Genomic DNA, 24107 nt, shown 5'->3' with positions numbered 1-24107 from the left:
GGAACGACCGAGGCTCGCCGGCCGGATTCGAAGGGTGAACTGAGTGAACGGACCGTTCGTCCCTCTCGTTGGACGGACGGTCCGTTCGCTCGTGTTGGTGGGAGTGCGCCGTTTCAGCGGGCGAGGTTCTGGTGTCAGGAGGGCGGGCGGAGCAGTTCCGCGTTGCTGCGGCCCACGGCTCGGGTGAGCTCGCCGAACGCCGCCTCGCTGAAGCTGAGCGTCAGCCCGTCCTCGCCGCGGCCCCGGAAGTCCAGCTGCACCGAGCGGTCGGTGTCGATCTCGTAAGAGATCCGCACGTGCTCGGACAGGCACACGTAGGTATCGCTCTCGACTGCTCGCTGTTCGCGCATCCGGGTTCCTCCTGGTTTGCGGTGTATCGGTACAGTTCACGGAAGATCTTCATGTAAGCCGCATAGTTAGGCTTGCCGGATAAATAGAACACAGGTTGTGGTCTATTGTCGGTCCCCTGATCAGGTAGCCAATGGATCAGCCGGAGGAGATTTCGTGCCCACAGGCCGCCAAACGGTCGAGCGCCGCCAGCTGGGGCTGACGCTCCGCCGACTCCGACGTGAAGCAGGGCTGTCCCAGCAAGAGGCGGCTCGCGCGATCAACCGGCACTACACCCGGATCAGCCACCTCGAATCGGCGAAGGCCTCGCTGAGCATCGATGAGCTCGGGTTGCTGCTCGACCGCTACGGAGTGTCCGACGCCGACCGGGAAACCGTGCTCGCGTTGGGCGCGGTGGCCCGGAAGCGGCAGCGCGGGAAGGGCTACACCGACCAGCTGCCCAAGTCGTTCGAGCGGCTGGCCGACCTGCAAGCCGATGCCGCCGCGATCGGCTTCTACGACACCGGGATCGTTCCGGGGCTCGCGCAGTCGCAGGACTACATCGTCGCGCTGATGCGCGCGGCCGATGGGATCTGGTGGGAGGCGTCGGAGGACGAGATCGAGCGCAGAGTCGCATTCCGGCTTCAGCAGCAGCGACGCGTGCTGGAGGCGGAGGAGCCGAAGCAGATCGACTTCGTGCTGACCGAATCGGCGCTGGAGGAAGTGGTCGGGAGCCCGGAGATCATGCGTGGCCAGCTCCTCCACCTTCTCCAGCTAGGTGAACGTCCGTCGGTGAGCGTTCGAGTGCTGAGTCGGGCCGCTACCTCCAAGCCCCTCCTTGGAGGCGGTCTCATCACATTGGACTTCGCAGGGAACGCACCTCGCATGACCTGCACCACTTCCCACGGCCCCTGTACTTACCACGATCAAGAATTGGAAACTGCTCCCATGCTCCGGGCTTGGGAGAGCGTTCGCGAGCTCGCCCTGGACTCGGAGTCGGCTCGTGCCTTGCTCATCGAGAAGCTGAAGGAGCTGAAGTGAGGGCCTACGACAGCGGATGGTTCACAAGCAGCCGCAGTGCGGCCTCTTCCAACGCCTGCGTCGAGGTGAGGTTGACCGATCGGGCGGTGTCGGTGCGGGATTCCAAGGACCCCGACGGCGGAGACTTCACAGTCGACCACCGGGCCTGGTCGGCGTTCCTCCGGTACCTCACCGCGCCCGACGTCACCGGGTGAACGGTCCGTTGGTCCAACGGGCGTGGACTGGTCAAACGGCCTGCGAGGGCAGGGCGTCGACGGGATCGTGGTGGATGATCGAGGTGCGGTGGGTTACTCGTGAGGGGGCTGTATGACGCGCTATGACACCGGGTGGTTCAAGAGCAGCTGCAGCGCGGGCTCGTCCAATGGTTGCGTCGAGGTCCGCCTGACGGATCGTGCGGTGTCGGTGCGGGATTCCAAGGACCCGGACGGTGGCGAGTTGTCGGTGCGCCACGACGCCTGGGCGGCGTTCCTGGCGACGCTGAGCTAGCGGAAACCGGCGCTCGCCGCTCAGGTTCGCGGCGGCAGGCGGTGGAGTTCGACGCCCGCCAGGACCCCGTCGGTGAGCTCCGCCGTCTGGTAGGTGCAGTGCGGCTGGCGGCGGCGGTCGGTGGGGGAGCCGGGGTTGAGCAGCCGCATCCCGTTCGGCGTCGTCGAATCCCACGGGATGTGGCTGTGGCCGAACACCAGCACGTCGGTGTCCGGGAAGTCCCGGTCGCAGCGGCGTTCCCGGCCCTGCGCCGCACCCGTCTCGTGGACCATCGCGAAGCGCACGCCGGCCAGCTCGCCCCGCGCCACCTCCGGCAACCGGCGGCGCAGCTCCGCGCCGTCGTTGTTGCCGAAGACGCCGACGAGCCGCGCGCTGCGGGACTCCAGCTCGTCCAGCAGCGGCGGCTCCACCCAGTCCCCGGCGTGGAAGACGACGTCGGCGCGCGCCACCTCCTGCCACACCTGCTCGGGCAGCGCCTTCGCGCGCTTCGGCAGGTGGGTGTCGGCGATCAGCAGCAGGCGCACGGTCACTCCGGCTGCAGTTCCAGGCCCAGCAGGGCGTTCTCGATGAGCTCCGGCATCGCCGGGTGGATCCAGTACTGGCCGCGGGCCATCGTGCGCGCGTCCAGGCCGAACTGCATCGCCTGGATCAGCGGCTGGAGCAGCGTCGGCGCCTGCGGGCCGATGATGTGCGCGCCGAGGATCGTGCCGTCCGACGGATCGGCCAGCAGCTTCAGGAAACCGGTGGAGTCCTCCATCGCCCAGCCGTAGGCGATGTCGCCGTAGGCCTGGATCTTCGTGACGTAGTCGACGCCGCGCTCCCGGGCCTCCTGCTCGGTTAGCCCGACCGCCGCGATCTGCGGGGAGGAGAACACCGCGTGCGGCACGTAGGTGTGGTCCGAGTCGATCAGCTCGTCCGGGTGCAGGAGGTTGTGCTGCACCACCCGCATCTCGTGGTTCGCGACGTGCTTGAGCTCGTGGTCCGAGCTGATGTCGCCCAGCGCCCAGACACCGTCCACCGAGGTCCGCTGCTCGGCGTCCACCTGGACCTTGCCGTCCTCGCGGACCTTCAAGCCGCCGGCCGCCGCGTCGATCAGGTCCGAGTTCGGGGTGCGGCCGATCGCGACCAGCAGTTGCTCCGCCTCCACGACCTCCGGGCCGTCGGGACCGTCCAGGTGCAGCCGCACCACGTCGCCGTCCTGCTCCACCGACGTCTGCTTCCGGTTCAGCCGCACGTCCCAGCGGGCCTGGGCGAGCTCGGTGAACCGCTGCGCCACGTCCTCGTCCTCGGCGCGCAGCAGCGCCCCGGACCGGGCCACCACCGTCACCTCGACGCCCAGCGCCGAGAACACGTGCGCGAACTCGGCGCCGACGAACCCGCTGCCCAGGATGATCATGCGTCGGGGCAGTTCGTCCAGCCGCATCACGCTGTCGCTGGTCTGGAAGTCGACCCGCTCGATGCCCGGCAGCTCCGGCAGCGTCGGGCGCCCGCCCGCGGCCACCACGAACCGGTCCGCGGTGATCGTCTCCGGGCCGTCCGCGGTCGCCACGGTGAGCTCCTTCACGCCGGTGAAGCGCGCCTCGCCCTGGAACAGCGTCACGTTGGAGCCGCCCTCGGCCCGGTAGCGGCGGCCGCCGTCGGAGATCGCGTCGATGCGGCCGAAGATCCGGTCCCGGATCTCGCGCCAGCGCACGTCCCGCAGCTCCAGGTCCACGCCCAGCTTCGCGCCCACCCCCGGGCTCGACGCCGTGTCCGCGGTGTGCACGAACATCTTCGTCGGGATGCAGCCCACGTTCAGGCAGGTGCCGCCGTAGTTGCCGGTGCTGCCGACGCCCTTCTCCACGATGGCGACGTTCCAGTCGTCGAACCGCTCGTCGAGGATCGAGTTGCCGGAGCCGCTGCCGATGATGATCAGGTCGAAGTGAGGCATGTCCATCCCGTGCTCGTCGTGGGCGCGCGGTGCGCTCGGCGCACCTCGACGTACAACCGCGCGGGGCGCCCGCTGATTCCAGCAGCCTGCCACGGACCACGAGCCGAGCCCCGCCGAGCCCCGCCGAGCCGAGCCGGGCGGAACGGGCGGAACGGACGGTCCGGACCCTTGTTTAACTACCACGTAGGTTTACCCCGGATCTCCTGCTCTGGTCTGTCGACCCCGCCCGACCAAGATCACTAACTTGGTCCTCGCATCGCTGTGCGCAATGCCGGAACGGGTGCGGCCGCGCGGCGATCACGGGGAGGCACGAGAAGCAGGGATGACCACCAGGGGGTGTCATCCCTGCTTTTTCCTGTTTCTGGTGTGGGTCGTTCTGCTCGGTGGCGCCAGTGGCGGAACCTCAGCGGTTCCCTCGCTGCGGGATCGTTTTCACCGGTGGCTCCGCCACAGGAGAAAACGCTGTCCTCGCGAGGGAACCGCTGAGAACCCGCGGGTGGTCCCGTTGCTCTGGTGGTCGCTGGCTCAGCGGCTCCGCCGCTGATAAGGCGGTGGCGCCGGTGCTCGCCGGTCGGTGGTCTGAGCAGGAGAGCAGCAGGGCCCGGGACCTCCTGGTCACGGGCCCCGTTCGCTGCTTCCGTCAGCCGTTCAGGCCTCGTTCGATCGAGGCGATGATGCGGGGGCGCAGCTGGGCGACGCTGACGATCTCGTCGACCGAACCGACCTCCACCGCGCGCTGGATGCTGTGCACCCGGTCGAACTCCGCGGCGACCTCGCCGAGCTTCTCCGCCCGCACCGAGGACTGCACCTCCGCCAGCTGCGCGTGCAGCGCCGCCCGCTCCGCGCCCGTCGCCTCGCCCGCGCTCGCCTGCAACGCGGTGACCCGCGGATCGTTCGCCGTGCGGTTGTTCACCTCACCGGAGAACACCACCGCCGCCGCCGGGGCACCGCCCAGCACCGACGCGAACGAACCCTCCAGCGCCAGCACCGTCATGTTCGGGTTCAACGCCTTCGAGAACACCACGAACGCGCCGCCGTGGTACCGCGAGATCACGCAGAACACGATCGGGCCGTCGAAGTTCACGATCGCCCGGCCGATCTCCGCGCCGTACTCCAGCTGGAGCTTGCGCATCGACTCCGGCGAACCGTCGAACCCGGACAGGTTCGCCAGCACCACCAGCGGCCGGTTCCCCGACGCCGCGTTGATCGCCCGCGCCGCCTTCTTCGACGACCGCGGGAACAACGTGCCCGCCGTGTAGGTGTCCGGGCCGTCGGTGGGGGGGAACCCGCGGCGCTGCACCGACCGGGACTCGATGCCCAGCAGGCACACCGGGTGCCCGCCCAGGTGCACGTCCTGCACCGCCGCCGTGTCCGCGTCCGCCATGCCCGCCCAGCGCTCCAGCACCGGGTGGTCCTGGTCGGACAGCGCGCGCATCACCGTGCGGATGTCGAAGGGCTTCTTGCGGTCCGGGTTGTGCTCGGCCGAGAAGATCTCGCCGACCGTGCCGAAGTCGCCGCCGAACTCGTGCGGGTAGGGCGAGACGTCCCGGTCCGCCGGGTCGGTCGTCGCGGCCGCGCGCGGCGCCGACTCGCCCGGCACCACGTAGGTGTGGTCGTAGTGCGCCATCAGCACGTCCCGCGCCGCGGGCAGGTTCGGCGCCCAGTACTGCGCCTGGCCGTTCGGCCCCATCACCCGGTCGTAGCCGCCGATGCCGAAGTTGTCCTCCGCCGACACGCCGCCGGAGAAGTCCAGCGACTGCTTGCCGGTGAGCACCATCGCCGAGTCCGGCGTCATCACCAGGATCCCCTTGGTGTGCATCAGCATCGTCGCCTCGGCGTTCCAGTACGGCTGCGCGCCGACCGTGATGCCCGCGACCACGATGTTGATCTCGCCGCCGTCCTGGGTGAACCGCACGATCCGCTTCAGCGCGGCAGCCACCCAGTCCATGTTCTCGGTGCCCGAGGACATCGAGATCCGGGCGCCCGCCGACAGCGCGAACCACTCCAGCGGCAGCCGCAGCCGCTCCGCCAGGTCCAGCGCCGCGATCACCCGTGCGCACTCCGGTTCGGACAGCGCGCCCAGCGCCTTCGTCGGATCGCCCAGCAGCACCACGCGCCGCACGCCCTCCGGGTGACGCTCGGTCGGGGTGGAGACCACGCCCGCCACGATCGCCGCCGAGTTCTTCCCGCGCGGCCGGTCCACCGGCACCAGCACGCCGTCCTCGTCCAGGTCGTGCTCGACGAACCCGCCCGCGTCCCCGGCCAGCATCCCGGTCAGCTCGTACGGGTAGGTGGTGCCGCGGCGCGCCGCGCGCAGCACCTTCTGCCGGTAGTCGTCCAGCGGCAGCACCGGCTCCGCCGACGGCTCCTCGATGTGCAGCCGCGGTTCGCGGCCACCGGCCAGGTCGATCCGCACCGCCATGTCGGTGAGCTCGCCGTTCTCCCCGCGCTGGCGGGACAGGAACACGACCTCCTCCAGCCCGGCGCCGGCCGTCGTCGGCAGGATCCGCTGCACCAGGGTGTTCAGCTCGTCCGAGGTGAACTCCGTCGGCGGCCACACGTACATCAGGATCCGGTTGGTGTCGAAGCGCTTCTTCGCCGGGCGCTGCGCCTGCACCGTGCGGATCGCGTCCATGCACCCGGCGAGGATGTCCTCCACCGCGGGCAGCGCCACCAGCCTGCCCTCCGCGTCGCGCAGCGGGGTCAGGTCCCGCACCTGCGCCATCGCGACCAGCCGCTCGTCGGACGGGTTCTCCCGCGCGACGCACTTGAACAGGTAGACCTCCTCGTCCGCCGACGGCAGCCGGGTCAGGTCGAACTCGCGCAGCCGCTCCAGCTGCATCCGCTGCGCGATCAGCGGGTGCAGGCCGCGGATCAGCCGGTCCTCGGCGAACCCGGCGTGCTCGTCGCGGCGGAACGTGAAGTGGTGGTGCATCACGGCTCCGCCGGTGCCCGCGACCGTGGTAGTGATGCGGCCGACCTCGGCGGGAAGCGGCTGCGCCGCCAACACCTCGCCGAGCCGGGCCGCCACCGCGTCCGCGTCCGGCTGCCCCTCCCACTTCACGTACAGGTCGGCGACCACGTCCGCACCGTCCGGGCGGTCCACGGCCAGCTCGCCGACCGCGCGCACCGCCTCCGGCAGCTCGCCGAAGTCGACGGCCGTGGTGACCAGCCGGGTCACGCCCTGCGCACCGGTGTGCTCGGCGGTGACGAACCGGCAGCCCGCGGCCTCCCGCGACGTGACGCCGGAGAGCCCGCGGTTGCCGTAGTAGCGGCGGGTCAGCACCTCCAGCAGCGGGGTGTGGTCGTGCCCGCCGCGGCCCATGCGCTGCCCGAGCAGCCGCACCAGCGGCTCGGCGCTGGCGACCATCTTCGCGATCCGCTCCGCGCGGTCCGCGGCGTCCGGGTGCTCGTCGAGGTGGCGCAGCTCGGCGCGCACCCCGGCGTACACCTCGGCGCGGGTGCGGCGCAGCAGCGGCTGCGCGAACCAGCGGAACACCACGCCGCGCGCCAGGTCCGACACCGCGGGGAAGCGCACCTGGGTGGCCTTGATGACGTGCTCCAGCGCCAGCCCGGCGCGCTCCCGCAGCTCCTTCGCGGGCGGCGGCTCGGCGATCCAGCGCCGCAGCAACGCCGAGATGATCTTCACGTCGGAGGCGGCGCGCTGTTGCGCCAGGAAGATCCGGAACACCGCCGACTCCAGCTCCGGCGTCCGCTCCAGGTCCGTCACGTCGTAGTGCGCCAGCACCCGGCGCAGCCGCTCCTCGAAGCCGCTGCTGACCCCGGCGCGCTCGACGTCCAGGCTCTGCAGGTAGCTGTGGAAGTACTCGCGCGGGCTGTGCACCGGACCCGGCTCGTCGTCCACGTCCCCGGCCGGCTTGTTCCGGCTCAGCTCCGAGAGGTCCGCGAACACGCCCAACAGCTCGACCTCGCCCTCGGTCACCCCGGGCGCCGCGTCCGGCTCGGTGCGCGCCGCCAGGTAGCCGCTGAGCACCCGCTCGCCGTCCTGCGGATCCACGTCGAAGCCGAGCAGCAGGCCGCGCAGGTCCCGCAGACCGGCGGCGGCGCGCTGCGCGGCCGACACGCTCGTCGGCTCCGCGGGCAGCTCCACGTCCACCGCCGCGGACTCGTCGGTCTCCTCGGCCGCGTCGTCGTCGGCCAGCGGCTCCAGCCGCATCAGCGGCGCGCCCGTCTCGACCTGGCTGCCGGTGGACACCGGCAGCTCCCGCACCCGCGCCCGGAACGACGCCCGCAGCACGGTCTCCATCTTCATGCTCTCCAGCACCAGGATCGGCGCGCCCGCCTCGACCTCGTCGCCGACGGCCAGCGGAGTCGCCACCACCAGCGCGGGCGCGGGGGAGCGGACCACGCCGCCCTCGTCCCGGGTGATCCGGTGCGCGACCCCGTCCACCTCCACCAGGTGGATCGGGCCGTGCGTGCCGGTGACCAGGCGGAACCGGTGGCCGTTCACGGTGATCCGGCCGCTGTGCTCGTCGAAGCGGTCGATCTCCACGTCCGCCGGGTGCACCGGCCCGCCACCGGAGATCGCGACGCGGAACCGCTTGTGCCCGACCCGGGCGACGCCCACCTGGTAGCCGACGCCGCGCAGCTTCAGGTCCAGCGGGCGGCCCGTCTCGTGCTGCACCTGCGGCCTGCCGCCGAACGCAGTGGACAGCAGCCGCTGCCGCGCCGCCTCCTCCTCGTCCTGGTAGGCCTCGATGGCCGCCGCGGCCAGCGCGATCGCCGAGTGCCGGTGCAGCACCAGCCGGCCGTCCTCGCGCACCCGGTCGATCCAGCCGGTGTCGGCGCTGCCGTCGATCACCTCCGGCTGGTCCAGCAGGTCCAGCACGAAGCTCTTGTTCGTCGCCCCGCCGTCGATGATCACCGTGGTCTCCGCCATCGCGCGGCGCAGCCGGGCCAACGCCTCGTCCCGGTCCCGCCCGAACGCGATGATCTTCGCGATCATCGAGTCGAAGTCCGCGGGGATCGTGTCGCCCTCCGACACCCCGGTGTCCACCCGGATGCCCGGGCCGGCGGGCAGCAGCAGGCGCGCGATGCGCCCGGGGGAGGGGGCGAAATCGCGGTCCGGGTCCTCGGCGTTGAGCCGCGCCTCCACCGCGTGCCCGCTCTCCGAGGCGCACAGCCCGTCCAGCGAGCCGCCCGCGGCCACGTGCAGCTGCAGCTTCACCAGGTCGGTGCCGGTGGTGATCTCGGTGATCGGGTGCTCCACCTGCAAGCGGGTGTTGACCTCCAGGAACGCGAACAGCTCCTCGCCCGGGTGGTACAGGAACTCCACGGTGCCCGCGCCGCGGTAGTCCACCGCCAGCGCCAGCCGCTCCGCCGAGGCCTTCAGCTCCGCGGTCTGCTCCGGGGAGAGCACCGGCGAGGCCGACTCCTCGATGATCTTCTGGTTGCGCCGCTGCACCGAGCAGTCCCGCACGCCCAGCGCCACCGCGGTGCCCTGGCCGTCCGCGATGACCTGCACCTCCACGTGGCGGGCGCCGGTCACCAGGCGCTCCAGGAACACCACGCCGGAACCGAAGGAGCGCAGCGCCTCCTGGCTGGTGCGCTCGTAGGCGTCCGCCAGGTCCGCCGCCGAGGTCACCTTGCGGATGCCGCGACCGCCGCCGCCCGCGGTCGCCTTCAGCATCAGCGGGTAGCCAATCCGCTCACCCGCGGCCAGCGCCTCCGCCGCGGACGCCACCTCGCCGCGGGACCACGGCGCCACCGGCACGCCGACCTCCTCGGCCAGCAGCTTCGCGCCGATCTTGTCGCCGAGCCTGCGCATCGCCTCCGCGCTCGGGCCGATGAAGGTCACGCCGATCCGCTCGCAGACCTCCGCGAACGCCGGGTCCTCGGCGACGAATCCCCAGCCCACCCAGGCCGCGTCCGCGCCGGTCTCCAGCAGCGCCCGCTCCAGCACCGCGTGGTCCAAGTAGGGCCGGGCCGAAGCCGGGCCCAGCGAGTAGGCCACATCGGCCTCCCGCACGAACGTCGCGGTCCGGTCGGCGTCGGTGTAGAGCGCGACCGTCTCCACCCGCTTGCCGGTCTCCGCGGACAGATCCCGCACGGCGTGGATGAGCCGCATCGCAGCCTCTCCACGGTTGACGATGGCGACACGACTGAACACCGGATGAGCCTCCTGATTGCCACGCACAACAGGCGACGTCCCGTCCCCGGAGCGTCGCCTGCACCTGCCCTACACACTGCTCCGTCACACGCGGGTGTACCAATGTCCGCACCGGCGCATGCCGGAGCCGAGACTTTGTAGGAACCCGCCAAAAAACTAGCCGAGCGCCACCCCGGAACTCCCCGGAAGGCCGGTCCAGCACACGAATTCGCGGCAGAACCCGCGAGATCGGCTCACCGCCGCGTTGCGCCACCCGCAGCAACCCGCACCGCCGCGCGGACCGCCCGTACCGCCTCGCGGCGGGGCCCGGCGGGCGGGCGGTTAGGTTCCCGTGGTGGACGGAGCACGGTGGGCGGCGCTGCCGCAGCGGTACCCGCGGATCGCCGACGCGGTGCTCGCGGTCTTCGTCACCTACCTGGCGCTGCTGGGCATGTCCCCGGGCGACGTGCTCGACAGCGGCGATCCCGGGCCGGTCGCCCACACCGCGGCCGTGCTCGGCGGCGCGCCGCTGGCGCTGCGCAGGCGGTACCCGGTGCTCGTGCTGGCCGTGGTCGCGGCGGCGCTGTGCGTGTTCTACAGCACCGGCTGCAAGACCTCGCTCGGGCTGCTCGGGCCGCTCGTCGCCATCTACACCGTCGGCGTCCACCACCCGCTGACGCGCTCCGCGCCGCTCACCGCGGCAGGCGTCCTCGTCATCAGCAGCGGTGCCGTCGCGGGCCTCGCCCACTTCCGGTGGACCACCGACCTGTTCGCCGGGCTGCTGTTCGGCAGCACCCAGGCGGTGATCGCGCTCGCGCTCGGCCAGGCGATCCGGATCCGCGGCCGGCAGGCCGAACGGCTCCGGCACGAACGCGACCTGGAAGCCGAGCGCGCCGTCACCGAAGAGCGGATGCGCATCGCGCACGAACTGCACGACGTCGTCGCCCACCACCTGTCCGTGGTGGCCGTGCAGGCCAGCCTCGCCCGCTACGTGCTCGACTCCGACCTGGAGACCGCCCGCGAAGCGCTCGGGACCATCTCGGCCACCACCTCCAGCTCGCTCGACGAGCTCGGCAGGCTGCTGCGCGTGCTGCGGCCCAGCCTCGAAGAACCGCCCGGCGGCGGCACCCGGTTCCTGCCGCAACCCGGTCTCGACGAACTACCGGTGCTGCTCGAACGGGTCCGCTCGTCCGGGGTACCGGTGGAACTGCGGGTCGAAGGGGAACCGCGGGCGCTGTCGCCCGGTGCCGAGCTGTGCGCCTACCGCGTCGTGCAGGAGGCCCTCACCAACGTGCTCAAGCACGCGCCCACCGCCACCGCCGAAGTCCACGTGCACCACCACCCCGACGCGGTGACCGTGCGGATCCGGGACCACGGCGCACCGCCCCCGAAGAACCCCAAGCCCTCCGGGCACGGTTTGATCGGCATGTGCGAACGGGCGAAGATGTACGGCGGCAGCGTGGAGACCGGACGTCGTCCCGAAGGCGGGTTCCAAGTGGTGCTGCGCATCCCGCGCGCCGAGAGCTGACCGGCCGCGCCCCGGGCCGCCGGGTGCCGATCGGCCGGGGGAGCACCGCATGATCCGCGTGCTCGTCGTCGACGACCAGGACCTGCTGCGCGCCGCGTTCGCCGCGCTGCTGCGCGCCACCGACGGCATCGACGTCGTCGGTGAGGCCGCCAACGGACGCGAAGCCGTCGACCTCGCCGCGCGGCTGCGGCCCGACGTGGTGCTGATGGACCTGCGGCTGCCCGAGGTGGACGGGGTGCGCGCCACCGAGCTCATCCTCGACGCCGCCGAACCACCGCGGCCCGGGATCCTGGTGCTCACCGTCTTCGACCTCGACGACTACGTGTACGCGGCGCTGCGGGCCGGGGCCTCCGGGTTCCTGCTCAAGGACAGCCCGCCGGAAACGCTGCTCACCGGGGTGCGCACCGTCGCCGACGGCGGAATGCTGTTCGGCCCCACCATCACCCGGCGGCTCGTGGAGACCTACATGCGGGTGCCGCCGCCCGGCTCCGGGATCCCCGTCCAGCTGTCCGGCCTCACCCAGCGGGAACTGGCCGTGCTGCGGCTCATCGCCACCGGCGCCACCAACGCCGAGATCGCGGAGCACCTGGTGCTCAGCGAGGGCACGGTGAAGACGCACGTGAACCGGGCCATGACGAAGCTCGGGGTGTCCAGCCGGGCGCAGGCCGTGGTCGTCGCCTACGAATCCGGGCTGGTCGTCCCCCGGCGGCGCTGACCGCCGCCGCGCGCCGCTCGTCCGGCCGGGTTCAGACCAGGCCGGCGTCGTGGGTGACGATCGCGACCTGGGTGCGGTTCGCGGCGCCGAGCTTGCCCATGATCCGGCCGAGGTGGACCTTCACCGTGGACGGGCTCATGTACAGGTGCGCGGCGATCTCCGCGTTGCTCAGGCCCTGCGCCACCGAGACCGCCACCTCCCGCTCGCGCGGGGTCAGCTGGTCGATCCTCCGGCGCGCGTCCGAGTTCTCCTTGCCCGCCGCGAACGCGCCGAGCAGCCGCTTGGTGATCCGCGGCGAGAGCATCGCCTCCCCGGAGGCCACCGTGTGCACCGCCGCCGCCAGCTCCCGCGGCGGGGTGTCCTTGAGCAGGAACCCGGACGCCCCCGCCTGCAGCGCGGCGTGCACGTACTCGTCCACGTCGAACGTCGTGAGCACCAGCACCGCGGGCGGATCCGGCAGCGCGGCGACCCGCTTGGTCACCTCCAGGCCGTCGACCCGCGGCATCTGGATGTCGGTGACCACCACGTCCGGGCGGTGCTTCGCGATCAGCTCCACCACCCCCGAACCGTCGGCGGCCTCCGCGGCCACCTCGATGCCCGGGTCGGATTCGAGGATGAGCCGGATCCCGCCGCGCACCAGTTCCTCGTCCTCCAGCAGGACCACCCTGATGCCCACGTGACTCCCCCGTGCCCGACTGCGTTGCCGGGCCCACGGTATCCAAGTCCGGTCCGCACCGGATCACGGTGTCCCGGGACCGGGCGCGTCAGGACGCGGCGGCGGGCTCCAGCACCGGGAACTCCGCCCGCACCCGGTAGCCGTCCTCGTCGGTGCGGCCCACCTGCAAGGTGCCGCCGGCGAGGGTGACCCGCTCGCGCATGCCGATCAGGCCGTAGCCGGAGCCCTCCACCACCGTGGTGCCCGTGCCGCGCGCGTTCACCACCTCCACCGCGAGCCCGTCCGGCCCGACGGCGACCGACGCGCGCACCGGTGAACCGGGGGCGTGCTTGCCCGCGTTCGTCAAGGCCTCCTGCACCACCCGGTAGGCGGCGCGGCCGACGGCGGTGGAGGCCTCCGGCAGCTCCGCCGGCATGTCCAGCGCGATGTCCGCGCCCGCCGCCACCGAATCCGCGACCAGCTCGCGCACCCCCTCCAAGGTGGGGGCCGCGTGGTCGCCGCCCGGGTTCTCGGCGTCGTCGCGCAGCGCGCGCAGCATCTCCCGCAGCTCGCTGAGCGCGGCCGAGCTCGACACCCGGATCACCTCGGCGACCTGCTCGGTGCGCTCGTCCGCGGCGGTCATCGTGAGCGCGCCCGCCTGCAGCGAGATGACGCTGACCCGGTGCGCCACCACGTCGTGCATCTCGCGGGCGATGCGGCGGCGTTCGGCGCCGACCGCGCGCTCCGCCAGCAGGTCCCGCTCCCGCTCGGCCTGCACCGCCCGCTCCCGCAGCGAGCGCAGCAGGTCCCGGCGCTGGTACAGCCACAAGCCCAGCAGCGTCGGCATCCCGACGAAGCCGGTCAGCATCGCGCCCAACCCCAGCAGCACGCCCAGCATGCCGCTCGACCACAGGCTCTCGTTGGCCATGAGCAGCATGCGGGTCAGCTGCGCCACCGCGACGATCGCCGCCGCGCCCCAGGTGGAGGCGACCGGGCCGCGCTGCTTCGCCATCGTGTACAGCGCGATCACGACGGCCATGCTCTGGTCCGCCGTCCCGGACAGCACCGAGATGGCGGCCGCCGCCAGCACCGCGATCCACGGGAAGCGCCTGCGCACCAGCAGTCCGGCGAACAGCACCGCGTTCGCCGGTACCAGCACCCACTGCTGCCAGATCTCCGGATCGTCGGGCATGGCCACCGCCGCCACCGCGATCAGCAGATCGAGCAGCAGGGATCTGAACTTGCCGTCCCACCAGGCCAGCCGGCTGGCCCACTTCCCTCGTTCGCGCACCCGACCACGGTAGGCGTCGTCTTCGTCGTCCGGCACCAGGTGTCCGATCATGCTGCTCCTCTCCGGTGACGAGGTTGGCCGACGGGCTCCGCCGATCGCGTCCCGCTTCCGGTCAGGGCGGCGTACTACTTCGGGCCAAGTCGGGACGAGCCGGTTCGACGACGTGCGCGGGCCTCCTCGCGGCGCACCATGGATCTCGTCGGCGAACGGCGGAAGTCGAGCCGGCGGGCACCGCGACCGCGGTCCGCTCCCGAAGCACTCCCGGAAGGACGAATCCGATGTTGAAGTCCGAGGTCACCCGTTCCCTCGCCCAGACCGCCGCCGAGCAGCCCTCGCAGGTGTGGGGCTGGGTGGTGCTGGCGGTCGGCGCGCTGATCGCGCTCGGCCTGGCCGCGCTGGTCATCGGCGCGCTGGTGAGCTTGTACCGCGCCGAAGCGGACGGCACGACGAAGGCGGTGTGGGTGCTGATCGTCGTGATGGCGCCGCTGCTGGGCGCGGCCCTGTGGTTCGTGATCGGCCGCTCCCAGGCCCGCAAGAACGCGCTCCGGCCGGTGGAGGGCCCGGCGCCGCGGCTGGACGGCGACCAGGCCACCGCGTGACCGCCCGCGGCCACGACCGCGCCGCCGCCGCGCGCGCTCCCCGGCTCCGGGGACGCGGGGGACCGGCGGCGCAGCGGTCGTCCGGGGCTCCGCGGGAGCGGCGTTCACCGTCCGAAGTGGACCGCGCGGCCCCCGTCGCCGCGCGGGCTGCGGATCAGCGGTCGGTCGCGGTGAGCGCGCGGGCGTCCACCAGCTCGGAGCCCGCGACCTTCCCGCTCAACCCGCGGCACCGCGCGCTGCGCGGCACGGCCAGCGCGTGCACCGCGCACCACACCACCGCGACCGGGAGCCCCGCCGCGGGCCACAGCACCGCGAGCACGCCCTCGACGAGGGCCAGACCGCCCAGGCCCACCAGCCAGCGCCGCAGCACCGCGCGCCACCCGGGGCGCCGCCCGTCGACGACGACGCGCAGCAGCACCGCGTGCTGGCCGAGCGAGCTGCCGCGCCCCGCCGCGGTGGCGATCAGGAGCAGCACGGCGGGCGCGAACCACAGCGCCGCCGCCTCCGACCAGGCCTGCGCCGCGACGGGCGGCCGCACCTCGGCGACCCGCAGCAGCAGGTCCGCGCCGCGGGCCAGCGCCAGGCCCAGCCACCACAGCAGCAGCAGGTCGCAGACCATCCCCAGCAACCGGCGGTAGCTCCCGACCGGCCGCGGCTCCCCGGACCCGGCGGCACCGCGCTGACCGGGGACCAGCCGCAGCACCGGTGCCAGCAGCGCCCCCAGCACCGCGCCCGAGGTGTTCGCGATCAGGTCGTCCACGTCGAACAGCCGGTACGGGCACGGGTACAGGAACCAGATCCCGGTGAGCTGGGTGAGCTCCACCGCCAGCGACACCATGAACCCGGCGAGCGCGGTGCCGCCGAAGCCCTCCCGCAGCAGGTAGCGCACGAACATGCCCAGCGGCACGAACAGCAGCACGTTGAACCCGAACTGCTGCACCGCGGGATCCGCGACCAGCCCGGTCAGCTCGGTCAGGCCGCCGGGCCGCCGCACCTCGTCGAACCCGGCGAAGGGCCGCCACTGCGGCCGCAGGTCGCCGAACGCCTCGCAGAACCCGGGGCCGATCGGCGGCAGCGGCACCAGCACGTACGCCACCAGGCCCAGCGCGTAGAGCACCGCGGCCAGGAACAGCAGCAGCGCGCCGGGCCGCAGCTCGCCGCGCTTGCGGTGCTCGCGGGCCACGTAGGGCACGAACAGCAGCACCACCAGCGCCACCGCCACCAGGACGGCGGCCACCGCGGGCAGCACCCGGATGCTCACCGGGACCTCCTGGTGGCGGTCAGTGCGCGTAGGTGGTGGACAGCACCGCGCGGCCCAGGATGTGGCCGAGCGCGGTGAAGTTGACGACCGCGGGCGTCACCTGGTCGTTCAGCCCCAGCGTGGGCACGTCCAGCGCGAGCACCGCGAACAGGTAGCGGTGCGGCCGGTCTCCGGGCGGCGGCGCGGCGCCCGCGTAGGCGCGCTCGCCGAGGTCGTTCGGCACCTGGAACGCGCCGGCGGGCACGCCGGAGCCGGTGGCGGAACCGGCGTCGGTGGCCAGCTCGGTCACCGCGGCGGGCACGTCCACCAGCGTCCAGTGCCAGAACCCGCCCGGGATCGGGGCGTCCGGGTCGAAGCAGGTGACCACGAAGCTCTGCGTCCCGGCGGGGAAGCCCTCCCAGCTCAGCTGCGGGGAGCGGTTCCCGCCGCCCGCGCCCATCCCGCTGTGGACGTGCGCGAGGTCCAGTTGCTCGTCGGCGGCGACGTCCTTGGAGGTGAGCGTGAACGCGGGGACCTCGGGCAGCAGCGAGTACGGGTCCGGGTCGATCGGGCGTTGCAGGCTCATTCGTCTCCTCCTCGGCGGGTGCGGCGGGGTCGGACGATCTTCGGGATCGTCCGGTCGCAGCCTAGTGGGGCCTGCGCGGGCGCGTGCGCGGCCTCGCGCGCGGGGCGATCCGCGCCACTCCGTCACCCCCTTGATGCAACCCGTGCAAGCGTTCACTTGATCGAGTTATTGTCGCTGCCCGCCAGGCTCGGGATCATGGTCCGGTGCGCGCCGATCTCCACGTCGGCGACCGCGGTCGAGCGGATCCGGGACAATTTCGGGCGGACGTCCCACAACGACGATGACCGGTTCTTCGAGCGGCTACCGGAAACCGCTCGGAAGCCGAATGCGAGAATCGGTCGGCCGGATTCGGAACAGCAGGGGAAACCGCCCCCGAAACCGGTGGTGCACCTGTCCAATGCGCCGTCGTCGCCGGTACCGGAAAAGTCCGGGTTCCGCCGATGCCGGCCCAGGGATGTCGATGCTGGGGGATAGCGCAGTCATGCCGGGAAATCGCCACACTTCGGTCCGTTCGCGCCAGGTGGCCGCGGAACTCCGCCGCCACCGCGAGCGCGCCGGGCTCAGCTGCACGGCGGCGGGAGCCCGGCTGGGCGTCTCGGGCAGCAAGATCAGCCGGATCGAGACCGGCGCCAGCGGGGTGCAGCTCGACGACGTCACCGCGCTGCTGCGGCTCTACCAGGTGGGAGAGCGGGAGCGCACCGCGCTGGTGGAGCTGGCGCGCAACGCGGGCCGCTCCGCCTGGTGGCAGCGGCCGTCCGCGGCCCCCGCCCGCTGGCGGGATTTCCTCGACTACGAGAGCAAAGCGGTCCGGATGCACAGTTTCGAACCGATGCTGATCCCGGGCCTGCTGCAGACCGCGGAATACGCGCGGGCCGTCATCTCGGGGATGGAGCCCGGGCGTTGCGAGGACGAACTGGACGATCTGATCGCGACCCGGATGGCGCGGCAGATCATTCTGAGCCGTTCCCGCGCGCCGTTGTTCCACGCGGTGCTGGAGGAATCCGCGTTGCGTCGCCCGATCGGCGGCCGGGGAGTGATGAAGCGGCAGCTGCTGCACCTGCTGGTGATGATGGAATCCGATCACGTCTGCCTGCGAGTGGTGCCGCGTTCCGTGGGCGCCTATCCGGGATTGCAGGGGTCATTCCTTCTTCTGGAATATGACGGAGAGCCGGACGTGGTGTACGTGGAGAACCAGCACGGTCCCGCATTCCTGGATTCCGAGCGGACCGTGAGTTCCTACCGGGAGGTGCTGCGGGACATCGTGCGGCTCGCCCACGCCCCCGACGCGGCGGGCGACCTGATCCGCGAGGTCCTCGCCGAGCACTGACCGCGCTCGTGCGCCGGAAATCCGCTCCGCTGCCGGTTCGCGCGGCGCCGGGGACTACGCCGGTCCGGTGATCTTCTCCGCCGCGCGGGTGACTCCGAACCGGCTGCGGCGGGCCGAGGAGAGGGGCGCCGAAGGGGGGCGGGTGATCCGGTGGAACTGCTGGAGCGGGTCGCCGCCGTGGCCCGCAGGCTGCGCGAACACCGGCCGGTGCCGCCCGTGCGACCGTCCGAAGTGGACTTGGTCTGATGCTGCCGCCGAGCGGTTTTCTCCCGATGTATCACCTGATCAGGTAACGACGTTCGGCCGTTGTGGACGATGACCGGGCCGTGATCGGCTCCCTCCGCGACACTGGCACGAGCCGGAGGCGGGCCGGTCACCCCGACCGCGCCGCAGGGGCTCCGGGGGATGGAGAGCAGCGGGATGACACGCACACGGCGGACCCACACCCGGTGGTGGTCGGCAGGCGGAACACTCGCCGCGGCCGCGCTGGCCACTGTCGCGATCACGACCCCCGCCGGGGCCGGGACCGCCGCCGACGAGCCCGCCGCCGCGCCGATCAGCACCCGGATCGTCGGCGGCGAGTACGCCAGCACCAGCGAGTACCCGTGGGTCGTGTACCTCACCGACTCGGCGGGCAACCAGTTCTGCGGCGGCACCATCGCGGCCGCGAACAAGGTCATCACCGCCGCGCACTGCGTCACCGGGGGTGCGCCGCCGGAGATCACCGTCGTCTCCGGCCGCGACGACAAGAACAGCGACGAGGGCACCGAGACCGCCGTCCGGGACGTGTGGGTGCACCCCGACTTCCAGAACGCCAGCAGCGGTGCCGACGTCGCCGTGCTCACGCTGGACCGCGACGTCACCGCGACCCCGCTGCCCATCGCGACGGCGGGTGACCTCCCCGAGTACCGGCCGGGCGGAGCCACCACCGTCCTGGGCTGGGGGACCACCACCGAAGGCGGCTCGCCGTCCAGCACGCTCCGCCAGGCACACCCGCCGATCACCAGCGACCAGGACTGCAGCCGCGCCTACGGCGGGCAGTACGACCCGCGAGGCCAGGTGTGCGCCGGGCTCCCCGAAGGCGGGGAGGACAGCTGCCAGGGCGACTCCGGCGGACCGCTCGTGGCCGGGGACAAGCTGATCGGCATCGTGTCCTGGGGCAACGGCTGCGCCCGCCCCGGCCAGCCCGGCGTCTACACGAGGCTCGGCGCCTACCACGACGAAGTCCAGGCCCAGCTCCGCTGATCCCCCCACCACCGAGGCGCACGGCCCGTTCGACCGCACCGCGCGGTCGAGCGGGCCGTTCTGCTGCGGGGTCAGGCCGCGACGAGACCCGCGGAGATGGTGAGGAAGGCCGCCGCGCTGATCACGTCCAGGGAGCGGGCGAAGCGCGGGCGGCGTAGCCGGTCGGCGATGCGGGCCGCGCCCAGCACGATGGTGACCTCCCAGATCGCCGCCAGCACCAGGAACACCGCGCCCAGCAGCACCAGTTGCAGCGTCGGGTTCGCCGCCGAACCCACGAACTGCGGCAGGAAGGCCAGGCTGAACAGCAGCATCTTCGGGTTCGTGATGTTGCTCAGCAGGCCTTGCCAGAACGGCCGGGTCGTGGCGCCGCCGCCGGAGAGGCCGTCGCCGGTCTCGGCGCGGGTGAGCCACAACCCGCGCACGATCATCGCGGCGAGGTACACCAGGTACGCGGCGCCGGCCCACTTCAGCGCCGCCAGCACCGCCGGGTGGCTGGTGATCACCGCGCCGAGCCCGCAGATCACCAGCGCCACCTGCAGGATGCTCGCCGCGTGGATGCCCGCCAGCGCTCGCAGCCCGGCGCCGATCCCCTGCCGCAGCGACGTCCGCAAGATCAGGAACGCGTCCACCCCGGGCGTCAGCACCACCACTGCGCTGGCGAGCAGGAACGCCGGCAGGGTCGTGGGGTCCAGCAGCATGACGAGTTCGCTCCTTGCCTGGTCGACGCGCGCGCGGAGGCGCCGGTGAGCGCGCGGCCCACCGGTCGAGGTTTCACCGGATCGGGGGTGATCTCGGTTCCGCGTCGTCGCGGGCACCGGAGATCTTGACTGAGTGGGCGGGACGAACCATCTCCGCCGAAGCAGTGATCCGGATTTTTTCCCGCCGAAGTCCATCTTAACGAAAAATTATCATGAGCCGATGTGAGCTCGCCCTCGTCATCCCGGCGTGATCGGGCCGCTACCGTGTGCCGCCGAACGACGCCGCACGTCCAGGAGGCAGCCGTGCCCGACCGATCCAGCCCGCTCGCCCGGATCGCCGCCGGAGGCGCTGCCGCCGCCACCGCGGCCACCGCCGCGCTCGCCGCACCGGCCGCCGCCGGCCCCGCGCAGGAACGCGTGCTCGGCGGCACCGACGAACGCGCGGCGCCCTGGGCGGTCGCGCTCACCGACCAGGCCGGGCGCCAGTTCTGCGGCGGCACCCTCGTCACCGAGATCAAGGTGGTCACCGCCGCGCACTGCGTGGACGGCCACGACGCGGCGGAGCTGCGCGCCGTCACCGGCCGCCCCGACCTGCGCACCACCGGCGGCGCCGACACGCCCGTCGGCGACGTCTGGGTGCATCCCGAGTTCCGCGACGTCACCGGCGGGCACGACGTGGCGGTGCTGACCCTGGCCGCACCGGTGCGCGAACGACCGCTGCCGATGGCCGGGGCCGACGAGACCGCCCGCTACCGGCCCGGCACCCCGGCGCGGGTGCACGGCTGGGGGCGCACCACCGAGAACGGGCCCACCTCGGCGACGCTCCAGTCCGTCGAGGTGCCGATCAGCGCGGACACCGACTGCCGCGCCGCCTACCCCGGCTACGAGCCGGGGACGCGGGTCTGCGCGGGCCCGCCCGAAGGCGGCCGGGACGCGTGCGCCGGGGACTCCGGCGGACCGCTCGTCGCCGACGGCAGGCTGATCGGCGTCGTCTCCTACGGCACCGGCTGCGGACGTCCCGGAACACCCGGCGTGTACACCCGGATCTCCGGGGTCGCCGACGACGTCGCCGCGCGGCTCTGAACCCGGCGTCCCGCACCGCGGGACGAGCCGGTGCCACCCGGTGCTCGCGCCGCGGCGGTGCACCGGTCGCCGTGCGCAGCACCGACCCGCCCCGAGGCCCGCGCGCCGGGGCGCGCGGGACGTGGTGTGCGCTACTTCCACCGCAGGTGACCCCGGGTGTCGTAGCCGGAATGTGATATCCCGTTGGGGTGACCCTGCAACCGCTCGCCACCGCCGTCCACCGCGCCTACACGGCCGACCTCGACGCCGAGGACTTCTACCGCATGCTCCGCTTGCGCGTGGACGTGTTCGTGGTCGAGCAGCAGTGCGCCTACCCGGAACTGGACGGCCGGGACCTGGAGACCACCACCAGGCACTTCTGGATCGACTCCGCCGACGGCTACGTGCTCGGCTACCTGCGCCTGCTCGAAGACCCCGACGGCACCTTCCGCATCGGCCGCGTCGCCACCGCCAAGGACGCCCGCGGCCTCGGGCTCGGGCGCAAGCTGATGCGCGCCGCGCTCGCCGAGATCCAGCGCGCGCCGGCGACGCTGTCCGCGCAGACCTACGCGCTGGAGTTCTACCGCGGATTCGGGTTCGAACCCTCGGGTGAGGAGTATCTCGAAGACGGCATCCCGCACGTCGACATGCACCGATACCCGGGTTCGCCGCGCTGAGCGAGCCGCGCCGGTTCCTCGCCCGTCGCGGGGATGCGACGATGCTCGCTGGTCCCAGCCAGGGCAGGTCAGGAAACCGGTGCGACACCGGTGCGGTCGGCGCCACTGTGACCGGGGAGCGGATCTCCCCCGCGAGCCACCGGGCGCTGCCGCCTGGGAAGGCCGGAGTTCCGCGCTGATCCGGGAGCCAGGACACTGCCTCGCCCAGGCGCAGCCGACATCGGGGCGTCCGAGACCCGAGGAAGGAACACCTGGCATGACTGCTCCCGCGAGCCCGCGGTACCCGTTCACGGCCGTGGTCGGGCACGACGACATGCGGCTGGCGCTGCTGCTCAACGCGGTGCACCCGCGCATCGGCGGGGTGCTGGTGCGGGGTGAGAAGGGCACCGCGAAATCGACGGTGGTGCGCGCGCTCGCTTCGCTGCTGCCCGCGCTGGACGTCGTGCCCGGTTGCCGCTTCGGCTGCGAACCGCGGCGACCCGACCCGCGGTGCCCGGACGGCCCGCACGCCGAGGTCTCCGGGACGACGCGCCCCGCGGAACTCGTGGAACTTCCGGTCGGCGCCACCGAGGACCGGCTCGTCGGTTCACTCGACCTGGAACGCGCGCTCACCGAAGGCGTCAGCGCCTACCAGCCCGGGCTGCTGGCCGCGGCGCACCGCGGCGTGCTCTACGTGGACGAGGTCAACCTGCTGCACGACCACCTGGTGGACCTGCTGCTGGACGCCGCCGCGATGGGCCGCGCGCACGTGGAGCGGGAAGGCGTGTCGGTGACGCACGCCGCCTCGTTCCTGCTCGTCGGCACCATGAACCCGGAGGAGGGCGAGCTGCGCCCGCAGCTGCTCGACCGGTTCGGCCTCACCGTGCAGGTCGCCGCCTCCCGCGACGTCACCACCCGCACCGAAGTGGTGCGCAGGCGCCTCGCCTTCGAAGCGGACCCGGCCGGCTTCGCCGAGCGGTGGGCCGCCGAGGACGCCGCGCTCGCCCGCCGCATCGCCGACGCCCGGTCCACAGTGGAATCGGTGCGGCTGCCCGACGCCGAGCTCCGGCGGATCTCCGCGCTGTGCGCCGCGTTCGACGTGGACGGGATGCGCGCCGACCTGGTGCTGGCCCGCACCGCCGTGGCGCACGCCGCGTGGCGCGGCGCCGACGAGGTCGCCGAAGCCGACGTGGAGGCCGCGGCCCGGCTCGCGCTGCCGCACCGGCGCCGCCGCGACCCGTTCGACGAACCCGGCGTCGAGGAGGACCAGCTGCAGCAGGCGCTCGAGGACGCCGCCCAGCACGCCGAGCAGGAACCGGCCGACGACCGGAACGCCGGTGACGACCAGGGCTCCGCCGACGACCAGGACTCCGGTGAAGAGCCGCCGGAAGGTCCCGACGACGGCCCCGGCGGAGGCGGCGGTGGCGCGCCCGACGGCGGACCGGACGACGGACCCGACGGGCCCGGCGGCGGCGAAGCCCCCACCCCGCCGGAATCGCCCGCGCCGAACGGCGACGGCGGTTCCCGGCGCGAGGACGGCCCCGGCCAGGCTCCCGCGAACAAGCCCCCGGCCGCGCCCGCGCCCGCGTTCCGCGCCCGGCTGCTCGAAGTCCCCGGCGTCGGCGAAGGCGCCCCCGGCCGGCGGTCCCGCGCCCGCTCCCGCAGCGGGCAGACCGTTCGATCATCCACAGTGGACGGTCATGGCGTGCACCTGCCCGCCACCCTGATCGCCGCCGCCCCGCACCAGCGCACCCGCGGCCGCAGCGGCCCCGGCCTGGTGCTGCACCGCGACGACGTCCGGCGCTCCGTCCGCGAAGGACGCGAAGGCAACCTGGTGCTCTTCGCCGTCGACGCCTCCGGCTCCATGGCCGCCCGCGAACGCATGTCCGCCGTCAGCGGCGCCGTGCTCTCGCTGCTGCGCGACGCCTACCAGCGCCGGGACAAGGTCGGCGTGGTCACCTTCCGCGGCGACCAGGCCGAACTCGCGCTGCCGCCCACCTCCTCCGTGGAGATCGCCGCCACCCGGATGCGCGACCTGCGCACCGGCGGCCGCACCCCGCTCGCCACCGGCCTGCTCAAGGTCCACCAGGTCATCGGCACCGAACGCACCCGGGACCCGCGGCGGCGCCCGCTGCTGGTGCTGCTCACCGACGGCAAGGCCACCGTTCCCGCCGGTGACGGCGGAACCGGGCGCGCTCGCGCGAAGCGGGCGGTGCAGGACTCCATGCGCGCCGCCGGACTGCTCGCCGGGCTCGGCGTCGCCTCCGTCGTCGTCGACTGCGAGCAGGGCGTGGTGCGGCTCGGCCTCGCCGCCAAGGTCGCGACCGCGCTCGGCGGGGCCTGCCTGCGGCTCGACGAGCTCTCCGCCGACGCCGTCGCCGGAGTCGTCCGCGCCGCCCGCGGCACCACCGCCGGCGCAGCTTGATTCCGATTCGATTACGACACCGGCCGGGCGGAGTAGGAATATCCCGATGTAGTTGGTAAGGTGTTCTTCGTCCACCTGACCCCCAGGGGTGGACCACGAAGCGCCCTCGCGCTCCCGGTGACCCCCAGGCCGGTCGAGCGCGGGGGCGCTTTCTATTGCTGGGGGGCGTGGTCGTTCTGCTCGGGGG

20 protein-coding genes and 1 riboswitch are annotated in these 24107 nt (G+C 72.8%); of the genes, 11 read left to right on the top strand and 9 right to left on the bottom strand.

Going from position 1 to position 24107, the window contains the following annotated elements; genetic code table 11:
* Positions 1-134: 134 nt before the first annotated feature.
* Complete coding sequence (locus LCD31_RS07325; protein ID WP_224956826.1) at positions 135-350, bottom strand: hypothetical protein; 216 nt, start codon at positions 348-350, stop codon at positions 135-137.
* Between the two features lie 154 nt (positions 351-504).
* Between LCD31_RS07325 and LCD31_RS07320 the strand changes: the two genes are divergently transcribed.
* The 3 genes from LCD31_RS07320 (at position 505) to LCD31_RS07310 (ending at position 1854) form a co-directional block, all read left to right on the top strand.
* The gene (locus tag LCD31_RS07320) at positions 505-1368 is read left to right on the top strand and encodes a helix-turn-helix transcriptional regulator (RefSeq protein WP_224956825.1); all 864 of its coding nucleotides are present in this window, start codon (positions 505-507) and stop codon (positions 1366-1368) included.
* Entirely contained in the window at positions 1365-1562 is a 198-nt protein-coding gene (locus LCD31_RS07315) for a DUF397 domain-containing protein (RefSeq protein WP_224956824.1), read from the top strand. Before LCD31_RS07320 ends, LCD31_RS07315 begins: the two co-directional genes overlap by 4 nt.
* A gap of 112 nt (positions 1563-1674) precedes the next feature.
* Entirely contained in the window at positions 1675-1854 is a 180-nt protein-coding gene (locus LCD31_RS07310) for a DUF397 domain-containing protein (RefSeq protein WP_224956823.1), read from the top strand.
* Between the two features lie 20 nt (positions 1855-1874).
* Here LCD31_RS07310 and LCD31_RS07305 read toward each other — a convergent pair whose 3' ends face one another.
* The 3 genes from LCD31_RS07305 to LCD31_RS07295 form a co-directional block, all read right to left on the bottom strand.
* The gene (locus LCD31_RS07305) at positions 1875-2378 is read right to left on the bottom strand and encodes a metallophosphoesterase (protein ID WP_224956821.1); all 504 of its coding nucleotides are present in this window, start codon (positions 2376-2378) and stop codon (positions 1875-1877) included.
* Between the two features lie 2 nt (positions 2379-2380).
* Positions 2381-3784: a mycothione reductase gene (locus tag LCD31_RS07300; RefSeq protein ID WP_224956844.1), complete on the bottom strand. Its 1404-nt coding sequence runs from the start codon at positions 3782-3784 to the stop codon at positions 2381-2383.
* A gap of 640 nt (positions 3785-4424) precedes the next feature.
* Positions 4425-9914 carry a biotin carboxylase N-terminal domain-containing protein gene (locus tag LCD31_RS07295; RefSeq protein ID WP_224956819.1) on the bottom strand — a complete coding sequence of 1830 codons (5490 nt, stop codon included), beginning with the start codon at positions 9912-9914 and terminating at the stop codon, positions 4425-4427.
* Positions 9915-10248: 334 nt separating this feature from the next.
* Here LCD31_RS07295 and LCD31_RS29490 point away from each other — a divergent pair, with 334 nt between their 5' ends.
* Entirely contained in the window at positions 10249-11421 is a 1173-nt protein-coding gene (locus LCD31_RS29490) for a sensor histidine kinase (RefSeq protein ID WP_224956817.1), read from the top strand.
* Positions 11422-11470: 49 nt separating this feature from the next.
* Positions 11471-12136: a response regulator transcription factor gene (locus LCD31_RS07285; protein WP_224956816.1), complete on the top strand. Its 666-nt coding sequence runs from the start codon at positions 11471-11473 to the stop codon at positions 12134-12136.
* A gap of 31 nt (positions 12137-12167) precedes the next feature.
* Here the strand turns inward: LCD31_RS07285 and LCD31_RS07280 are convergent, their stop codons facing one another.
* Together LCD31_RS07280 and LCD31_RS29365 are read right to left on the bottom strand one after the other, a co-directional pair.
* Positions 12168-12812, bottom strand: coding sequence for a response regulator transcription factor (locus LCD31_RS07280; protein WP_224956815.1), 645 nt, complete (start codon positions 12810-12812; stop codon positions 12168-12170).
* An 88-nt stretch (positions 12813-12900) separates the two neighbouring features.
* Positions 12901-14133, bottom strand: coding sequence for a sensor histidine kinase (locus LCD31_RS29365; RefSeq protein ID WP_304614470.1), 1233 nt, complete (start codon positions 14131-14133; stop codon positions 12901-12903).
* A 227-nt stretch (positions 14134-14360) separates the two neighbouring features.
* Between LCD31_RS29365 and LCD31_RS07270 the strand changes: the two genes are divergently transcribed.
* Positions 14361-14681 (top strand): PLD nuclease N-terminal domain-containing protein, encoded by a 321-nt coding sequence (locus LCD31_RS07270; RefSeq protein ID WP_224956814.1) that lies wholly within the window; start codon positions 14361-14363, stop codon positions 14679-14681.
* A gap of 154 nt (positions 14682-14835) precedes the next feature.
* On the opposite strand, the gene LCD31_RS07265 is transcribed toward LCD31_RS07270, so the two are convergent.
* Together LCD31_RS07265 and LCD31_RS07260 are read right to left on the bottom strand one after the other, a co-directional pair.
* Positions 14836-15942, bottom strand: coding sequence for a VanZ family protein (locus LCD31_RS07265; protein ID WP_224956813.1), 1107 nt, complete (start codon positions 15940-15942; stop codon positions 14836-14838).
* 19 nt (positions 15943-15961) lie between these two features.
* On the bottom strand, positions 15962-16507 hold the full coding sequence (locus tag LCD31_RS07260) for a YbhB/YbcL family Raf kinase inhibitor-like protein (protein WP_224956812.1): 546 nt from the start codon (positions 16505-16507) through the stop codon (positions 15962-15964).
* A 520-nt stretch (positions 16508-17027) separates the two neighbouring features.
* Between LCD31_RS07260 and LCD31_RS07255 the strand changes: the two genes are divergently transcribed.
* Entirely contained in the window at positions 17028-17834 is an 807-nt protein-coding gene (locus tag LCD31_RS07255; protein ID WP_224956811.1) for a helix-turn-helix transcriptional regulator, read from the top strand.
* A 420-nt stretch (positions 17835-18254) separates the two neighbouring features.
* Positions 18255-19079 (top strand): trypsin-like serine protease, encoded by an 825-nt coding sequence (locus LCD31_RS07250; RefSeq protein WP_224956810.1) that lies wholly within the window; start codon positions 18255-18257, stop codon positions 19077-19079.
* 71 nt (positions 19080-19150) lie between these two features.
* On the opposite strand, the gene LCD31_RS07245 is transcribed toward LCD31_RS07250, so the two are convergent.
* Complete coding sequence (locus LCD31_RS07245; protein ID WP_224956808.1) at positions 19151-19777, bottom strand: LysE family translocator; 627 nt, start codon at positions 19775-19777, stop codon at positions 19151-19153.
* A gap of 303 nt (positions 19778-20080) precedes the next feature.
* On the opposite strand from LCD31_RS07245, the gene LCD31_RS07240 reads away from it, so the two are divergent.
* The 3 genes from LCD31_RS07240 to LCD31_RS07230 all read left to right on the top strand — a co-directional run bounded on the left by LCD31_RS07240 (position 20081) and on the right by LCD31_RS07230 (position 23920).
* A complete protein-coding gene (locus tag LCD31_RS07240; protein WP_224956805.1) occupies positions 20081-20860 on the top strand; it encodes a trypsin-like serine protease in 780 nt (259 codons plus the stop codon).
* Positions 20861-21048: 188 nt separating this feature from the next.
* Positions 21049-21516 carry a GNAT family N-acetyltransferase gene (locus LCD31_RS07235; RefSeq protein ID WP_224956804.1) on the top strand — a complete coding sequence of 156 codons (468 nt, stop codon included), beginning with the start codon at positions 21049-21051 and terminating at the stop codon, positions 21514-21516.
* A 68-nt stretch (positions 21517-21584) separates the two neighbouring features.
* Positions 21585-21714: riboswitch (cobalamin riboswitch) on the top strand.
* Between the two features lie 58 nt (positions 21715-21772).
* A complete protein-coding gene (locus LCD31_RS07230; RefSeq protein ID WP_224956803.1) occupies positions 21773-23920 on the top strand; it encodes a putative cobaltochelatase in 2148 nt (715 codons plus the stop codon).
* Positions 23921-24107: the final 187 nt, after the last annotated feature.

It is taken from the genome of Saccharopolyspora sp. 6M, assembly GCF_020176775.1.
Taxonomy (GTDB): domain Bacteria; phylum Actinomycetota; class Actinomycetes; order Mycobacteriales; family Pseudonocardiaceae; genus Saccharopolyspora_C; species Saccharopolyspora_C gregorii.
The sequence above is the reverse complement of the archived record's forward strand: the minus strand, read 5'-3'. Positions and strand labels throughout refer to the sequence as shown.

What these genes read in the sequence shown, in the direction of transcription:
- LCD31_RS07250 (WP_224956810.1), top strand. Translation starts at nt 18,255, where the DNA reads ATGACACGCACACGGCGGACCCACACCCGGTGGTGGTCGGCAGGCGGA.
- LCD31_RS07270 (WP_224956814.1), top strand. Translation starts at nt 14,361, where the DNA reads ATGTTGAAGTCCGAGGTCACCCGTTCCCTCGCCCAGACCGCCGCCGAG.
- LCD31_RS29365 (WP_304614470.1), bottom strand. Translation starts at nt 14,133, where the DNA reads ATGATCGGACACCTGGTGCCGGACGACGAAGACGACGCCTACCGTGGT.
- LCD31_RS07260 (WP_224956812.1), bottom strand. Translation starts at nt 16,507, where the DNA reads ATGAGCCTGCAACGCCCGATCGACCCGGACCCGTACTCGCTGCTGCCC.
- LCD31_RS07230 (WP_224956803.1), top strand. Translation starts at nt 21,773, where the DNA reads ATGACTGCTCCCGCGAGCCCGCGGTACCCGTTCACGGCCGTGGTCGGG.
- LCD31_RS07310 (WP_224956823.1), top strand. Translation starts at nt 1,675, where the DNA reads ATGACGCGCTATGACACCGGGTGGTTCAAGAGCAGCTGCAGCGCGGGC.
- LCD31_RS07325 (WP_224956826.1), bottom strand. Translation starts at nt 350, where the DNA reads ATGCGCGAACAGCGAGCAGTCGAGAGCGATACCTACGTGTGCCTGTCC.
- LCD31_RS07285 (WP_224956816.1), top strand. Translation starts at nt 11,471, where the DNA reads ATGATCCGCGTGCTCGTCGTCGACGACCAGGACCTGCTGCGCGCCGCG.
- LCD31_RS07245 (WP_224956808.1), bottom strand. Translation starts at nt 19,777, where the DNA reads ATGCTGCTGGACCCCACGACCCTGCCGGCGTTCCTGCTCGCCAGCGCA.
- LCD31_RS07300 (WP_224956844.1), bottom strand. Translation starts at nt 3,784, where the DNA reads ATGCCTCACTTCGACCTGATCATCATCGGCAGCGGCTCCGGCAACTCG.